Origin of the sequence: Prevotella sp. DNF00663 (assembly GCF_001553265.1) — a bacterium.
Classification (GTDB): Bacteria; Bacteroidota; Bacteroidia; order Bacteroidales; family Bacteroidaceae; genus Prevotella.
Map to the genome: position 1 here is coordinate 1 of NZ_KQ960596.1, position 17,651 is coordinate 17,651.

Genomic DNA, 17,651 nt, shown 5'->3' on the forward strand with positions numbered 1-17,651 from the left:
CTTGCTAGGAAAAAATCTTGCCTCCGCAACTATATAGTCCGAAAGTTTATTTATAAGATTACTTTCGGACTTTTTTATGTTTTCTTTATTCGATTAGTTGATTCTATAAGCAGGGCTTGATAACTAATTCTTGTGCTTTTATTTTCTGAAATTTGATTATCATCCCATATATGTTTGACTTTACAAAGGTGGATGAAAGGAAATTTGAGAAAAAGAGATGGAAAAATAGGAATTTGCTGTCCCTCTTTTACTACTTGTTTGTATTATAGGTAAAGAAGAAAGAAAAGAACTTTGAATACGACAGAACAAGAAATAGAAATGGAACAGTTGCTGCGTCAGGCAGATGCTATTGCCGATGATATAGTGACAATGGAGATGACAGATGTGGCTGGTGCTTACGACCGTTTACAAGAACGATGTCACCAAAGTCGTCGCCATGTTGTGCTTGGACGACTTATGCGCTATGCCGCTATCTTGGCTTTACCTTTGTTATTAAGTACAATGGTGTTGGCATATCTTCATTTTACATCGTCTCAAGCAGATATTCGCTTTGCTGAAGTGAAGGCTTTGGATGGGACAGTGGTTCGTTTTGAGTTGCCGGACAGCTCTGTTGTATGGCTCAATGCGGGTAGCCAATTGCGTTACCCTATTTCTTTTGATGGTGATAAGCGCGAAGTGGCACTGCAAGGTGAGGGATATTTCGAGGTGAAAGCTAATAGAGAACATCCTTTTTATGTGCATACCCCATCGGGAATGAGTGTGTATGTGTATGGAACTCACTTCAATGTGCAGGCTTACGATGATAGCGAATGCATTGAAACATCGCTCGAAGAGGGGCGATTGAATGTGATTCTGCCCAATAAGGGTCAGCAATTGACACTTCGGCCCGGTGAATATGTTTCGTATAATAAGCTCACCTGTCAGGCAATGAAGTCGACTACTGATGTAGAAGTGAAGACAGCATGGCGTAAAGGCGAGTTGATATTCCGCAATGCTACATTGGATGAGGTGTTTAAAGCGCTGAGCCGACGATTCAATGTGGATATTTCTTATCGTAATCATACCAATAGGGACGATCGTTATCGTGCTACATTCCACGATGAAACACTGCCTCAGATATTGGATTATCTCTCGAAAAGCACAGTATTGACTTGGAAGTATGAGCCTTATCACTCTTCATCCACAGCAAATAAAGGCCAGCGTAAAGTGCTGATAGATCTGTATTGATACCTAAAATATCGACAGCTTGCTGGCCGACATATATAAAGATATTCATTTATAATCTCTATTAATAACCTAAGACACCTATTAATCATATGTAGAAGAAAGAAGACATGAAACTCAAACAAGAGCAAGGGGACGCATAAATACTATGTGAAGGCTCTTATACGGCAAGTCGTAGTCAGACTATCTTTTAGTTTCTGACATCGACATATCCCTTTAATATTAATCTATAATAATCATTGTTCTGTGCACATCTGGGTTCATTATTTTCTCGATATGACCTAAGAGGTGTGTACGTCTATAAAAAATCAACCTTAAATTATGAGAATAAGGAATGCCCTATTGGTCAGCTTATTTTTATTCAATGCTGGTAGTGCTATAGCACAACAGTTAAAATCGCCCGTAACGGCATCTAACGTTACGATAGAGAAGGTGTTGAATAAGATAGAGAAAGCGTCTGACTATGTATTCTTGTTTAACGATAAGACATTGAATACACAGAAGATTGTTTCTGTCAACAACAAGTCGGGTAAGATAACGGAGATATTGGATCATATCTTCAAAGGTACCAATATTGCGTATGAAATCGTAGACAAGCAAATTATCTTGTCTATTAAGAAGGAAAAGAAAAGCCAGCCCAAAGCCACTTTTACATTAAAAGGTACGGTGAAAGATTCACAAGGAGAGCCTTTAGTAGGCGTAAGTGTGAAACTAAATCGCGGTACCGTGGGTGCCATCACCGATATTGATGGTAACTTTTCATTGTCGGCTACTGAAGGAAGTATTGTTGAAGCCACTTATGTAGGCTATGCAACCAAGACCATGAAAGTAGGCTCTAACCATAATATCGTGCTTATTATGGAAGAAGATGACCAACTTTTGAACGAAGTTGTGGTAACGGCATTGGGTATTAAGTGCGAGACCAAGGCTTTGACATATAATGTACAAGAGTTGAAGGCCAAGGAAGTGACAAAGGTAAAGGATGCCAACTTCATCAATAGCTTGGCCGGTAAGATAGCCGGTGTAACCATTAATCAAAGTTCATCGGGTGTGGGTGGTTCTTCTCGAGTGGTGATGCGTGGTACAAAATCGCTGTTCGGAGAGAATAATGCACTGTATGTATTGGATGGAATTCCTATGCAAGGTCTGCGTACCAAGCAGTCTGACAACTTCTACGAAGCTGTGGAAGTGGCTGATGGTGACGGTATCTCAAACATCAACCCCGATGATATTGAGAGTATGTCGGTGTTGACCGGAGCTTCAGCTGCTGCTCTTTATGGTAACAAGGGAGCCAATGGCGTCATCCTGATTACTACCAAGAAGGGAGCTATAGGCAAGCCTCGCATCTCATTCTCTCATAGTACCAGCTTTACAAGCCCATTTGTTACACCTAAGTTCCAAAATACTTATGGTCGTAAAGAGGGGGAATTTGCCAGCTGGGGTGAGAAACTGGAGACTCCATCTAGCTATAATCCACTCGATTTCTTCCGTACTGGCTATAATGTTATGAACTCTGTGGCTTTGTCAACCGGTAGCGAGACCAATCAGACACACGTCTCTTTAGGTGCTGTTAATTCGGGTGGTATCGTGCCAAACAACCAGTATAATCGTTACAACTTCACATTCCGTAATTCATGGGACATCGTGAAGAACGTTCTAAGTATGGATATGGGACTGTTCTATATACACCAGAATACGCAGAATAGTATCGGCCAAGGTATGTACTTCAATCCTTTGGTACCTATATATCTGTTCCCACCAAGCGATGACATCAATCGTTATACAGTCTATGAGATGCACAATGGCAGTCGAAACTTTAAAGTACAAAACTGGCCTTACAAGAATTTAGGTCTTGGAATACAAAACCCATACTGGATTATCAACCGAAACATGTTCAATACCAATCGCGATCGCAGCATCATGAGTTTGTCTATGAAGTGGAATATCACCGATTGGATGAATGTTATTGGTCGTGCTCGTGTGGACAATGCTTATATGGAGTTCGAACGAAAACTCTATGCTTCGACCGATGGTCTGTTTTCTAAGCCTCAAGGAAACTGGATGACACAGGAAGATAAGAATCGTTCTATCTATCTAGATTTCTTGGTTAACATTGATAAGAAGTTTGGTGAAGATTTCCGTTTCTTGGCTAACGTGGGTGGTAGTATGTACGACGAGCGTTATAAGTCGCACACTTTTGAAGGCAACTTGGTACGCGTGCCTAATTTCTTCCACTCTTCTAACATCTCTTCGGCCGAGAGTAGCACTTCTTATGCCAACCTTCATACTCAGACCCAATCGTTTTATGGTAAGGCGGAATTGAACTATAAGAACTTCTTGTTTGCTGATGCTACCGGTCGTATAGACTATTTCTCAACGTTGAAGGGTACTTCTAAGGACTATGTATTCTATCCTTCAGCTGGTCTTTCGGTACTTTTGAGCGAGGCTTTTTCCCTACCTAAGAACATTATCTCTTATTGGAAGATTCGTGGATCGTATGCTCAAGTAGGTAATCCTCCATCGGCTTATCTGCCATATGCTACGATTGCGCTGTCTAATGGTAATGCTACCAGCTCTAGCTTCACCCCTGCTACTCATTTGAAGCCTGAAATGACGAAGGCATTTGAGTTGGGTATGGATCTCCGTTTGTTCAATAACAAGCTTAATATCGCCGCTACCTATTATAATTCTAATACATACAATCAGCTGTTCAGATACAACTTGCCTCCTAGCACGGGCTATGCGTTCGCGTTTGAGAATGCCGGTAAGGTGAACAACTGGGGTATTGAACTCTCTGTAGGGTTTAACCAGAAGCTCGGTCCGGTCGATTGGAATGCTAACCTCATCTATTCGTTGAACCGAAACGAAATCAAGGAATTGCTTCCTGAGTATGTTACAGACCGCCAAACCAACACTACAGTGAAGGCTCCAACAGAGTTTGAGGTGTCGGGAGCAGAGTCTTACAAGATGATTTTGAAGAAAGGTGGCACCATGTCTGATATTTATGCCAGCAAGCTAAAGCAGGATTTGCATGGCGATATTCTATGTAATGGAAGTGTTTCTAAGGATGATAATGCTTTTGTATACGTGGGTTCGGCTGCTCCCAAATACAATCTAGGTATTCGAAACAACTTTGCTTGGAAGGGATTGGAAGTTGATTTCTTGATTGATGCACGTGTTGGTGGTGTTGTAGTTTCTGCTACTCAGGCTTTGATGGACCAGTTTGGTGTGTCCAAGCAGACTGCCGACGCTCGCGATGGTCAAGGTGTACGTGTGAACAATGGTTATCTCAATGCCGAGCAATACTACAGTGTAGTAGCCGGAGGTAAGACCGGATTGTTGGCACACTATGCTTATAGTGCTACCAATGTGCGTTTGCGCGAATGTTCTATCAGCTATATGTTGCCTCAAAACTGGTTTAACAACAAGCTGAATGTGTCGTTGTCGCTTACAGCTCACAACCTGTTCATGTTCTATAACAAGGCACCTTTCGATCCGGAATTGACTGCTAACACTGGCACTTACTACCAAGGATTTGACTATTTCATGCCACCTAGTCAGCGAAGTATGGGATTTGGCGTAAAGGTTAATTTCTAATGAGCTTAAAACTATGAATACAATGAAACAGAAATTATTATCAACTATATATACAGCTATGGGCTTGTTCATTGGAACATGCTCGCTAACGAGCTGCATGAGCGATGATATTAACATCGATCCGGATAAGATTCTGGAGAAGGAACTCAACAAAGACAACCTTTGGGGAACTTATCTCACCACCATGCAACGTCACGTTGCGCCTGAAAATCAGAATGATTTTCAGCTTACAGAAGACCTTGTGGGCAACATGTATGCCGGGTATTACGCTGGAACTCAAAGTTGGGAGGGTGGAGCCAACGGTACAACGTATGCTTTTCCCGATGCTTGGATTAACCGCCCATTCAAGGTTGCCTATGTAGACTTCTTGTCTTCGTGGAATGTTTTGCGCCAAAAGACCGACTCAACTACTATTCTTTTCGCAGTAGGCGAGGTAGTAAAAGTGGCAGCTATGCACAAGACTACTGACATTTATGGTCCAATTCCTTATACCAAGTTTGGTTTGGAGAGTCCTGTTCCCTATGATTCTCAGGAGACAGTGTACAAGGCATTCTTTAAAGAATTAGACCATGCCATCGGCATTATGACTGCTTTCGACAAAGTAAACAAAGGAGCTAAACCGCTGGAGAAGTTTGATTTGATTTACAACAGTGACATTCCCAAGTGGATAAAGTTTGCCAATTCGCTCAAGTTGCGTCTTGCCATGCGCGTAAGCAAGGTTATGCCCGAAGCTAAACAGCTGGCTGAGGCAGCCGTAAACAATGAGTATGGTGTGATAGAGACCAATGATGAGAATCCCGTGATGAAGAGCAACTCGGCTTTGTCGTTCACTTACTTCAATCCGTTCTACAATCTCTATAGCGAAGAAGGCTATAACGAAGATCGCATGGGAGCCTCAATGGAAGTCTATTTGGTAGGGTATGAGGATCCACGTTTACCTGTTTTCTTCAAGCCGGCAGCCGATGGACAATACCACGGATTGCAAAATGGTCACAAAGATGGTAAACGATATATGGGCCATCGCATGCTTTCGCAGCCTACTATCACTCAGGCTACTCCTTATCTATGGATGAATGCTGCCGAAGTTTGGCTGCTTCGTGCCGAAGGTGCATTGTACAAATGGCAGATGAAGGGTGAAGCGAAAGACTTATATGCGAAAGGTGTTACCGTTTCTATGGAGCAACACGGCGTAGGAAAAGATGCCGAGGCTTATTTGGAAAGCGACAAAACGCCTATAGCTTATAGGGGTAGGGTTGATTGGAGAAGCTTGCCTGCACCCTCTACTATAACTCCTGCATGGGATGGGGGAGCTACCGAAGAAGAGAATTTAGAGCGTATTATTACGCAGAAGTGGATTGCTATCTATCCTTTAGGACAGGAAGCATGGAGCGAATTCCGCCGTACGGGTTATCCACGTCTCTTTCCTGTAGCCGATAACTTGAGTGGTGGCAAGGTAAGTACCACCGAACAAGTGCGTCGTTTGCCATTCCCTGAGTCTGAATATACCGGTAATAAGGCAGAAGTTGAGAAAGCTATCAAGTTGCTTGATGGTGAAGATACGGGTGGTACACGCGTATGGTGGAACAAGAAATAAATGCTGCTAACACAGCGATTTACAATCATCAATAAAGATAAATACGTATGAAAACTAGAAATATACTGATACTTGGTCTGCTAGGTGTTATGACATTGGGTGGCTTTACATCATGCAGTACTGAGATAGAAGCATTAGAAATAGTGAAGCCCGACCAAAAAACGGAGCAATATTATGCCGATCTGCGTGCTTATAAGCAACGCAAAGACCACGAGGTATTCTTCGGATGGTTCGGTGGATGGAATGCTAAATCATCTGATATGATAGGTTCTTTGAAGAGCGTTCCCGATAGTGTGGACATCATCTCAATTTGGAATGGAACCTATGATCGTGAGGATATGGAGTATGTGCAGAATGTAAAGGGTACCAAGGTCACCTTTACCAAGTTTGCACATGGCATACCCGATGAATTTATGAGTGGCGAAAAGCACGACATTGTGACCAAAGAAGGTATCGAAGCTTATGCAGTTGCGTTGGTCGATACGATGAAGAAGTATGGGTATCAAGGCATTGATCTCGACTATGAACCCGGATATTCCGATCCGGCAGGTGGTCCTTTCCGTGGTCCGTTGGTAGGTCCGGAATACCTTTATCCCAACTATCGCGACAATATGGAAATCTTTATTAAGAAGCTGGGCGAGTTTATTGGACCTAAATCGGGTACCGATTATTTGCTCATCATTGATGGTGTGCCTTTTGATGTGAAACCCGAATTGGCTCCATATTTCAACTATGGAGTGGTTCAGGCATATCGTAGCTCAAGTTATGGCAATCTACAATCGCGCTTTAATAGTGCTGCTGCCCGCGGTTGGAAGCCTGAACAGTATATCTTTGCTGAGACTTTTGAGGGAGGAAATTATAAAAATGGTGGCGTTTCCCATGTTCTTGAAGATGGTACCCGCGTTCCCTCGCTTCTCGGAATGGCACATTTCCTACCTGAATACGAAGGTAAGAAAGCAACCCGGAAAGGTGGATGTGGCACCTATCACATGGAGAACGATTATTATTCGTCGCCCAACTATCGCTTCACACGCGAGGCTATACGAATCATGTCAGAACATAAATAAGCTAATAAGTATATGAAAAAGATAAGTATAAAAAATCTGTCTCTCGTGCTTCTCATGGCACTTGCCACAGTGGCATGTAAGGAAGAGAGATCTACCTACGATGGGGTGTATATCGTAGGTACCGAAGACAAGTCGGTAACAGCTACCCTTACGGTTGACGATGTACCATCGGCTATCGGCATCAATGTGGCTTCTTCTGCAGTTGTAGACAACGATGTGCAGGTACAAATGGAAGTTCGTAATGATTTGGTAGCCCTGTTCAACAAAGAGCATCATAAGAATTACGAGGTGTTACCCGAAAAGGCGTACAGCATAACCAATGAAAAGCTGACAATAGAGCAGGGTAAACACATCACGACTAAGGCTCTGAAATTGAGCATTACTGATCGTGAACCCATGAAGATAGGTACTACCTATGTGGTTCCTATCAGCATTAAGAGTGTAGAAGGTACAGGTATGCCGGTGATAGAAGCGTCGCGTACCATTTATGTAGTGGTCAATCAGGTCATCATAACCAAGGCTGCCGACCTCACACAAGGATGGGGTAGAGCTTTCTATGTAGTTGATTTTGGCAAGGAGGGTAAGTATCCTACCCATGCCATGAAAGCACTTACGTACGAAGCACGTGTGCGTTTCCGCAAGATGACACCGAACAACAGCAAGTGGTGTTTCTCTATCATGGGCTTGGAAGAGAATTTGTGTTTCCGTACCAGTGGTAATGGTAAGGATGGTTGGAAACTGCAAACGGGCGACCCGATACACTTCGATTCGCGTGACGCTGTACCCAATGACAAATGGATACACGTAGCTTTAGTTTACGATGCAGTAGCCAATAAACGTCTCATGTACCTCAATGGTGAGTTGCAAGGTGAGGCTCCTGCCGGTCAATCTTTTATCGATATGACCAATCACTATGCACAGAGCGGCTTCTATATTGGTAACTCGGCTAACGACAATCGCACGATGGAAGGCTATATCAGCGAGGCTCGTGTGTGGGCTACAGCTCGCTCGGCTGCCGAACTCAAGAATAATGTATGCTGGGTAGACCCCACTACAGAGGGACTCTTGGCTTACTGGCGCTTCGATGGTGTGTCTGAGAAGGATGGTATGGTGGTAACCGACCTCACCGGTAATGGTTACGATGCACATTATAAAGGCTGGGACGAACCATCATTCGTTGATGCAGTGCGTTGTCCGGAATAGTATTGAGCATGATATGAGAACAAGCTTGAAGCTTGTGATGGATAGCTTTTAATCTATATGACAGCTCCCTACGCCAACGGTATCGGCAGTAGGGGGCTTTGGTATATAGGGTATGTGCTTCTAAGCTAAAGTGATAAAAGAATAGATATAACGATTTACAGCAGAAAAAATATGTTTGTAGTATATCGTATTCATAAATAATTATGTAAATTTGCGTGCTATTTCCGTATGGAAATTAACTCGAAAACATGAATCTATCACAGAGAAGTAAAGGTAAAGAAAGTTATTTCAAACAACTCTTCGATACCTATTATGCACCGTTTTGTTTATATGCCAAACGTTTTATAGACGATACTGAGGTCAGAAACGATATTGTTTCCGATGTGTTCTTCCATGTTTGGCAAAAGATAGATGTTGATGAATTCCAAACAGAAACGGCTGTTGAATATATTCGTTTGGCTGTAAAGAGTCGTTGTCTAAATCATTTGAAACACCAGAATTACGAAATGGATTATGCCAAATGGTTCCAACAGCGAGCTCCTATCTATGCGGAATCACCCAATTATGTTTATACTCTTGATGAATTATACGAGAAGTTGACTGGTATCTTAAAGCAACTGCCCGATGAACAGCGTCGTATTTTCACTGAAAGTTTTATCAATGAGAAGACGCGAACCGAGATAGCCAAAGAGATGAATGTGAGTGTTAAGACGGTCCAGCGCTATAAAAATAAGGTTATGGAAATACTACGGAATCAACTGAAAGACTATTTGTTGATAGCACTTCTATTCCATTTGGTACGTGAAAAGATAACATAAGAGTTTGTTGCAACGGCTCCCCAGCGTTACTGCATCAACTTTACAGCATTGCTGTCTTTGCTTAGCAGGTTTGCTGTTAAGGCTTTGCAGAGACTTCTAGTTGATTCTTTCCCAAGAAGAGGGAGAGAGTTTTTAGTTAACAAGTAGATTGGTTGACGGCTAAATCTGTTTATGAGTGAGGAGTTAGAAATGATGAGTTTTGAGGGTAAAGATAGGGGTAGTAGCGAGGGGGAGGTCTCCCGTGTCTCTTAGTAAGCAATGTTATTTGCTGATAAGGTATGCTGTGTAGGGACTACATTCCGCCCCTTTCGGGCTTCTTCTTCTCCAGTTTGATGAATAGCAAGCCGATGCCCGTCCACACGAGTTCGCGCAGTCTGACAAGTAATGCCACGAAGATGCCGGCGCTAGCTGTGATACCTAATGCGGTGGTAGACATCAAAAAGCCACCTTCACGACCACCTAATTGCAGGGGAATGAAGAATAGTAAGTTGGCAAAAAGGGTGGTGAAAGCTATGATTAGGATACATTGCAGATAGCTGACTTGTGGCATGAGTACCAACAATATGAAGAATACTTCCAATGCAGAACAGATGCGACAACCCAATTCCAGCAATACTGCCGATACAAATGTCTTAGGATTCTGCTTGTGTAAGGCTGCTATCTGATTGTCGATAGTATCAAGTTGTTCGCGATGTTGCTCAATGAAAGGTTGTGCCCAACGCTTCAAAACGGGGATATGTCGCAACAAATTCATGGCTCTGACGGCCAATCCTTTGCGGTATCCTGAAGTAAAGAACCAGATTCCAAGTACACAAAAGGCACCTGTGGCGAGCAATAGGCAGCCCATCAGGAAGTTGACGTGTTGCGTAAAGATATACAAGAAGATGGAAAGAGTCCAAAACCAGAAATGACTGAAGATATGCGTCATGGCATAAAGGATGACCGATGACGATGCTCGCTCGGTTCCTATCTTCGGTGCCAACGACATGATGCGGTAGGGTTCGCCCCCCATGAGTCCGCCCGGAGTGGCGTAATTGAGTGCGAAACCTGATACCGTAATCTTGTACAACCACCAAAATGATACAGGAGAACGCTTACCATTGCCAGTCGCCTTGTCTTGACTATGAATGATGATATACCATGCTCCCGTATTAAAACAATAGAGGAACAGCCATAGGAGTAGCACGGCAAAGAACCAATAGCCGGCATGTTTCAGTCCGTCCCATACCGCTGCAAAGTCGAGTTGCGTCACCATAATGACCAGCACGACAATGCCAAAGGCAAAGAATGCGTTCTGGTATTTCTTGTTCATGACTCAGTTTGTGTGTCAGTATCTGTGTTTGGCTTGCTTTGTGGTTTCCGGGGTGCACCGTTCTCATGCTTCTTAGGGATGGAAAATCTCACCTTCTCGCTCTCATCGCGCTTCTCGTGATAGAGTTTGGGAAGTGGGTTGCCCATTGGCTCATCGTAGCGTTGACGGTTGCGGAACACATCTATGGCCAAGAAGATGGCATGTCTGAATGCGGTCTCATCAGTTACTCCTTGCCCTGCAATATTGAAACAAGGAGTCATGTCGGGCGATGTGGTAGCGATAGGGATACCGGCTGCAAACTTCACGCTACGTTCGTCGGTGAGCGCTTTGAAAGGTGCCATGCCTTGATCGTGATACATAGCCAAAATACCATCGAATTCGTCGTAGGCTCCACTGCCAAAGAATGTAGTGGCAGTATAAGGGCCGAAAGCTTGTATACCTTGGGTTGCCAGTTCTGAGATAGCCGGTTCGATAATTTCTTTCTCTTCAGTTCCTAGCTCACCTTCTTTATTGATGGTGTTCAATGAGAGCACGGCAATGCGGGGATTGGAGATGTTGAAATCTCTACGCAAGGTTTCAAAGAAGAGTTTTGCTTTACGCTCTACGTTATCTTTAGTGATGTCTGAAGCAATGTCTTTAAACGAACTGCGATTAGAAACCATGGCGATACGCAGATCGTCGTGAACACATATAATCATGGATTTCTTGCCTTCGCCTAAAGAAGTCTCTATATATTCAGCATGACCGGGAAACTTGAAGCCTTCAGCTTCGATGTTTGCGCATGATAGGGGAGCGGTCACCAGTACGTCGTAGAGATCTTTGCGGTAGTCGGTCATAGCACAATCGAGTGCTTTTAGGGCTGCCTTTCCGCTTTCGGGGGTGGGCTGTCCCAAATCAACTTTTACTTCTTCGTCGAAGCACGGAATCAAGTTGATGCGGTCGTCTTCTATTTCTTCGGCACCATTGATGATGCTGAAATTGGTCTGTACGTTCAGGGCTTTGCGATGATAAGCTGCTGTTTTGGGCGAACCATATATGATAGGGGTGCACAATTCAAGCATCTCTGGTTCTGCAAAAGTTTTGAATATGAGCTCATATCCTATTCCGTTGGTGTCACCATGTGTGATAGCCACACGGATTTTTCTATTTTCGTTCATGTCTTTTATATTGATGTTATTCAGTTAGTGGCTTTCGTCTTCAGGGTGAAGAGAACGGCCTCAGACTGTCTTATTAAATTTCTTTTCTTTGTTTCGGGTGCATATACGAATGCTTCGGTAATGATGAGGCGTTGATGGATGCTGTCGGTTTTGATGCGACAGACAAACGGTCCACCCATGGCATCGCCTTTCATGGTCCACAATCCACGAATGAATTGGCGGAAAATGAGCGATTCGGTGACTGTCTGCATGTACATAGAGTCGGTCTCGCCCTTGATATTTTCACGCATCACACTGTCTCTTATGTGAGTAAATACTTCCGATGTGATGTTCTTCTTTATAATCTTTTGCGGGAGCGTATAGATACATATGCTCTGCATTCCGCTTGTGGTATTGTTGGATAACCACACGAAGTTGCGCCCCCATTTACTAGCCGTCATGTCGGCCGGAATCCATATTGTGATGCCAAGTCGATGCTGTAGCATCTTCTCCATCTTCACATTGCGATGGGTTTTGAGTTGTGCCACGGTATTTTCCATCTCATTTTGGAGTAAGATGTCTCTTACTTTCCGTCCCAAAAGATCTTGTTTGGCTCTTAAAGCACTTATCGATGGAGCATATATATGTAGTATCAATTGGGGTGATGCATACACGTTACGTTCCATTTTCAGTCTCACTTGTGAATAGACTGTGGAGTCTATTGAGAGCATTACGATGTTGCGAGCACTCTGTGTAATGGTATTGAGTGTGGTCGCAGACGTGGTAGAAACGTCGAACGATGGCTCCGGTTGCGGGAGTGCTTCCACATCTGTCGTGAGCATTTGGTACACGATGCTGTCTTGGTCGCCCGTAAGTAATACCTCGTAGGGGCGTCCTCCGCTCTTGGGTAACAAACCACTGCGACTTTGGCATGCCGTTAAGATCGCTCCCATGAGTAGCAATACTATTTTAAGATGTGCTCTCATCCTTTCTCACTTCGCCAATCTTCTTGGCCGTGCTCAGCAATCCGCAGGCCGCAAAGATATCTTGTCCTCTGCTAGCTCTGATGGTTGTAAAGATGCCATGAGCCGTGAGATAGTCGCGAAATGCCTCCATCTTTTTCTCGTCGGTGCCGTGTAAAGGCACGTTAGGAATCTGGTGGAAACGTATTAAGTTGATGCGGCACTCCATACCTTGGAGCAGTTTGATAATCTCACGGGCATGTGTCATAGAGTCGTTGACCCCACCAAACATGATATATTCAAACGAGAGACGACGTTGGTGCGAGAAATCGTAGTTGCGAAGCAAGTCGACTATCTCTTGAATGCTGATACCTTTTTGAGCCGGCATGAGCTGGGCACGCTGCTCGGCTATGGGCGTGTGCATGCTAATAGCTACATGGCAATCGCTCTCTTCGAGGAATCTTTTCAGTTTATTCTTAACGCCCACGCTGCTGACAGTGATGCGTTTGGGGCTCCATGCATAAGCGTAGTCGGCTGTAAGTATCTCTGTTGTTCTCAACACATTGTCCAAATTGTCCATTGGTTCGCCTTGTCCCATGAACACGATGTTTGTGAGTTTCTCGCGTTCGGGCAAGGAATAGATTTGGTTAAGGATGTCGCGAGCATCCAAATTGCCTTCAAATCCCTGTTTGCCTGTTTGACAAAAGAGACAGTTCATCTTGCATCCCACCTGCGAAGAGACACACAGTGTGGCTCTATCATCGTCGGGGATGTAGACTGTTTCGACAAATTTACCGTGTTGAGTAGGGAATAGATATTTGATAGTTCCATCTTTAGAGTGCTGCGCATCAATCGGGCCTGCACATCCAATTTCGTAACTTTCGGATAATTTTTCTCGATTAGCTTTCGAGATATTGGTCATCTCTTCTATGCTTTTGACATGTTGACCATAGATCCACTTGGCCATTTGCCCACCTGTAAAGGCCGGCATTCCTAAATCTTTGGCCACAGATTTCAGTTCGGGCAACGTCATTCCTAGAAGTGATTTTTTTTCACTAATCATCGTGCAAAGGTAACTGTTTTCGGCGAGAAAGTATTATCTTTGTGTCATATTTTATTGGAAGGGAAGAATATGAGAGAAGAATTGCAGTCTGATAAAAACCTACAACAATTTTTTTATGGTCAGTTAGAGGTGTGGGAGGATGCTCGGCAACGTTTCCACGATTTGGCCGATGTAACGGTAAAAGACTTCGGCATGGTGCGTTTGCAGTTCAATTCGGCACGTATGGTGAGCACAGGAGCAAAGATAGATAAGAAGACTCTGCAAAAGAGAGCTTGTTTCTTGTGTGCGCAGAATCGGCCTGCTGTACAGACATCGTTGCCTTTCGGTGATGATTTTGAGATTCTGATTAACCCTTTCCCTATTCTCCCTATCCATTTTACAATACCTGCTCGCATACATCAACCGCAGAGTATTCAAGGGCATTATGGTGCTATGCACCGGTTGTTGATGGAGCATCCCGGTTTAACGGTGTTTTATAATGGACCTAAATGTGGTGCGAGTGCACCCGATCATATGCACCTTCAGGCTGGTACAGGGTGTGTATTGCCACTTCAAGCGAGTTGGAAGAAACTCTCTGAGCAGATGGAAGTCATCTGCGAGTTGTCCGGTGGAGACCGATTGGGGGCTATTGATGGATTCTGTTGCCCGCTGTTTGCTATCGTATGTAAATCGTCGGAGAATAACGAAAAACTTTTCGAGCAACTTTATAAGGCCATGCCAATGCGTGAAGACGAAACAGAACCAATGATGAATATTGTGTCTTGGCGCGATGGTGAAGAGTATATCTTTGTAATCATCCCACGAAAGAAGCATCGCCCTGACTGTTATTTCGCAGAAGGCGAAGCCCAGACACTAGTAAGTCCGGGGGCTCTTGACATGTCGGGACTTATTATTACGCCTCGTCCGGAAGACTTTCAGAAGTTATCGGCAGAGGATGCTGAGGCTATTATTGTTGAGTGTGGAATTGGTCGGGATACAATGTCTCAAATTATTGAAAGATTAAAACGTCAATTCATAGAAGAACAAACAGTTCTGTCTATTTTCCATCAAAAGCAGCCAAATGTATCTGTTGGCATCGTCAGTGCGCAGAAGTTAGCTTTTACGTTGAATTCTCCTTATGAGGTAGAGGGACAAATTGTAATAGGAAAACAGGAGGTGCTACTGGTTGATGGGATGATTCTGTGGAATGGGAAAAAATGCGATAGACTTTCTTTCTTACCGCATACGGCTGATGCTTCATTCTCGTTGGAGGATGTAACGATAGGTATCAACTTTCATTGGGAACGAAAAGAGGTACAGACTTTTCTTGGTATTCTGCGCTTTGTGGTTGATGGTGACCACATCCACGCTATCAATGAACTTCCTGTAGAACGCTATTTGGAAAGTGTCATTTCAAGTGAAATGAGTGCCACCTCAAGTCTAGAATTGCTCAAGGCGCATGCTGTCATCTCGCGTAGTTGGCTCTTGGCACAGATGGAAAAGAGAAAACGAATAGGCGAAGAAAACAAAAAACGGCCTTCGTATATGAAGACCGATGACGAATTGATACGTTGGTACGATCGTGAAGACCATACATTGTTTGATGTATGTGCCGATGACCACTGTCAAAGATACCAAGGAATAACAAAAGAAACGAGTCCACATGTGAAAGAAGCAATTCGACAAACGAGTGGACAAGTGCTTACTTCACGAGGTGAGATTTGCGATGCGCGTTTCTCGAAGAGTTGTGGTGGGGTGATGGAAGAATTTCAATATTGTTGGGAAGATACGCCGAAAAATTATCTTGTAGCTCTTGCCGATACTCCCAACGAGCATGTATTTCCTGATTTAAGGATAGAGAAGGAAGCCGATAAATGGATACGTACGGCTCCGGAATCGTTCTGCAATACGCACGATACGCACGTGTTGAGTCAGGTGTTGAATGATTATGACCAAGAAACTACCGACTTCTATCGTTGGCAAGTGGACTATACACAGCAGGAATTGGGCGCTCTGATACTGAAGAAAACGCAGATAGACTTCGGTCAGATACTTGATTTGCAAGCTGTAGAACGTGGAAAGAGTGGACGAATATGTAAGTTGCGTATAGTCGGAACCAAGCGAACTTTTACGATAGGAAAGGAATTGGAGATACGTAGAGCATTGAGTGAGAGCCACCTTTACAGCAGCGCCTTTGTGGTAGATAGAGTGGGTATGGATGCCAATGGAGTGCCTCAACGATTCCATATCATCGGCGCAGGGTGGGGACATGGTGTCGGATTATGCCAAATCGGTGCCGCTGTGATGGGTGAACAGGGGTATCTTTACAATCAGATTCTACAACATTATTATCCCGGTGCAGCTGTGAGTCGTCTCTATTAAGCGTTTTTAGAATACCATGAATGTACGTATGACGAGATATAAGAATCCTTGGTTGTGGGTGTCGGAGCTGTCGTTTGTAGACGAACTGGCTTTCGTGGCACTCATGACCTTGTCTATGATTCTTTATAAACAATTGGGTTTGAGCAATGCCGAAATTACTTTTTATACTTCATGGTTCTATCTTCCATGGGTATTGAAGCCATTGTTGAGGCCGTTTATCCCCTTTGTAAAGGACAAACGCGTCTATGTTTCGACGATACAACTGCTGATGGGGGCTGCCTTTGGAGGTGTGGCTTTCTTCATCCCATCTAAAGAATGGTTGCAGGGAACGCTCTTTTTCTTTTGGTTGATGGCCTTTGCTACTGCCACACATAGTGTGTTTGGCAGTAACTATTACGAACAAGAGCCTGCTCAATGGCGTAGGTTTCGAGTGAAAGGAATTTATTCCATATTCCATCATTTGGCTATCATTTTCGGACAAGGTATACTTGTTATGATAGCCGGAAACCTACAGGTAATCTATCGTAATAGCATCAGCTATTCATGGAGTTTGGTATTTTATGGGGTGGCGGGCTTGTTTATAGCCTTTTGGTTGTGGATTCATTATGCATTGCCGGGTTTTCGTGAGTATATAAAAAGAGAGCAAGTGGATATTAGAACACAATGGATGGATTTCAGACAGATAGTCGGTGAATTTTTACGAAGACCTGAAATTGGGTTAGGTATGCTCTTTGCTCTGCTCTATATCATGCCCCAAGGACTGTTGATACGAATGGCACCACTCTTCTTATTAGATCCTCTGCGTAATGGAGGATTAGGACTTTCACCGCAAGAATTTGGTTTTGTGCAAGGTACGGTGGGCGTTATAGGATTGGCATTTGGTGGACTTCTCGGTGGAATGGCAATCCGTCAATCGGGTTTAAAGGCTTGGTTGTGGCCCATGGCATTGGCTTTTACATTGCCCGATGTGGTATATATATCTTTGAGCCATGTACTCCCGACGAGCCTGATGGTGATTAATCTATGTGTATTCTTAGAGCAGTTGGGGTATGGTTTCGGTTTGATGGCTTATATGTCATGTTTGTCTTATTACAGTCAAGGGGAACATAAGCATCTGTACCACTCCCTCTTGATGGCCATGATGGCACTTGGGATGATGATTTCCGGTCTCTTTTCGGGAATGATACAAGCTGAAGTGGGTTATAAAACATTCTTTACCATCGTTGTGGTAAGCAGTATTGCAACCTTTATTGTTGTTGCATTGGTGAAAAGACAAACTGATATCCGCAACTAAGCCCTTGAACGTCCTTATTG

General features: G+C 43.8%; 11 protein-coding genes and 1 pseudogene. 8 read left to right on the top strand and 4 right to left on the bottom strand.

Annotated features, from left to right (window positions below):
- The first annotated feature begins 291 nt into the window (after positions 1–291).
- The 6 genes from HMPREF3034_RS02020 (at position 292) to HMPREF3034_RS02045 (ending at position 9,503) form a co-directional block, all read left to right on the top strand.
- Positions 292–1,227 carry a FecR family protein gene (locus tag HMPREF3034_RS02020; RefSeq protein WP_231725585.1) on the top strand — a complete coding sequence of 312 codons (936 nt, stop codon included), beginning with the start codon at positions 292–294 and terminating at the stop codon, positions 1,225–1,227.
- A gap of 318 nt (positions 1,228–1,545) precedes the next feature.
- Positions 1,546–4,821, top strand: coding sequence for a SusC/RagA family TonB-linked outer membrane protein (locus HMPREF3034_RS02025; RefSeq protein WP_062432739.1), 3,276 nt, complete (start codon positions 1,546–1,548; stop codon positions 4,819–4,821).
- Positions 4,822–4,843: 22 nt separating this feature from the next.
- On the top strand, positions 4,844–6,415 hold the full coding sequence (locus HMPREF3034_RS02030; protein WP_062432754.1) for a RagB/SusD family nutrient uptake outer membrane protein: 1,572 nt from the start codon (positions 4,844–4,846) through the stop codon (positions 6,413–6,415).
- A 47-nt stretch (positions 6,416–6,462) separates the two neighbouring features.
- On the top strand, positions 6,463–7,482 hold the full coding sequence (locus tag HMPREF3034_RS02035) for a glycoside hydrolase family 18 (protein ID WP_036900178.1): 1,020 nt from the start codon (positions 6,463–6,465) through the stop codon (positions 7,480–7,482).
- Between the two features lie 12 nt (positions 7,483–7,494).
- Positions 7,495–8,685: a DUF1735 and LamG domain-containing protein gene (locus HMPREF3034_RS02040; protein ID WP_062432742.1), complete on the top strand. Its 1,191-nt coding sequence runs from the start codon at positions 7,495–7,497 to the stop codon at positions 8,683–8,685.
- A gap of 248 nt (positions 8,686–8,933) precedes the next feature.
- Positions 8,934–9,503 (top strand): RNA polymerase sigma-70 factor, encoded by a 570-nt coding sequence (locus tag HMPREF3034_RS02045; protein WP_036900175.1) that lies wholly within the window; start codon positions 8,934–8,936, stop codon positions 9,501–9,503.
- A 292-nt stretch (positions 9,504–9,795) separates the two neighbouring features.
- Here HMPREF3034_RS02045 and HMPREF3034_RS02050 read toward each other — a convergent pair whose 3' ends face one another.
- The 4 genes from HMPREF3034_RS02050 to rlmN are packed head-to-tail and all read right to left on the bottom strand — an operon-like array spanning position 9,796 to position 13,976.
- Entirely contained in the window at positions 9,796–10,815 is a 1,020-nt protein-coding gene (locus HMPREF3034_RS02050) for a lysylphosphatidylglycerol synthase transmembrane domain-containing protein (RefSeq protein WP_036900173.1), read from the bottom strand.
- Entirely contained in the window at positions 10,812–11,972 is a 1,161-nt protein-coding gene (locus HMPREF3034_RS02055; RefSeq protein ID WP_036900172.1) for a PdxA family dehydrogenase, read from the bottom strand. The genes HMPREF3034_RS02050 and HMPREF3034_RS02055 overlap by 4 nt, the downstream gene beginning before the upstream one ends.
- Before the next feature lie 20 nt (positions 11,973–11,992).
- Positions 11,993–12,937: a DUF4837 family protein gene (locus tag HMPREF3034_RS02060; protein ID WP_082721662.1), complete on the bottom strand. Its 945-nt coding sequence runs from the start codon at positions 12,935–12,937 to the stop codon at positions 11,993–11,995.
- Entirely contained in the window at positions 12,921–13,976 is a 1,056-nt protein-coding gene (gene rlmN, locus HMPREF3034_RS02065) for a dual-specificity RNA methyltransferase RlmN (RefSeq protein ID WP_036900168.1), read from the bottom strand. The genes HMPREF3034_RS02060 and rlmN overlap by 17 nt, the downstream gene beginning before the upstream one ends.
- A gap of 90 nt (positions 13,977–14,066) precedes the next feature.
- Between rlmN and HMPREF3034_RS12190 the strand changes: the two are divergent.
- A pseudogene (locus tag HMPREF3034_RS12190) lies at positions 14,067–16,337 on the top strand (DUF4922 domain-containing protein); the annotation flags it as partial.
- 28 nt (positions 16,338–16,365) lie between these two features.
- Positions 16,366–17,631, top strand: coding sequence for an MFS transporter (locus HMPREF3034_RS02075; protein ID WP_231725586.1), 1,266 nt, complete (start codon positions 16,366–16,368; stop codon positions 17,629–17,631).
- Positions 17,632–17,651 lie beyond the last annotated feature (20 nt).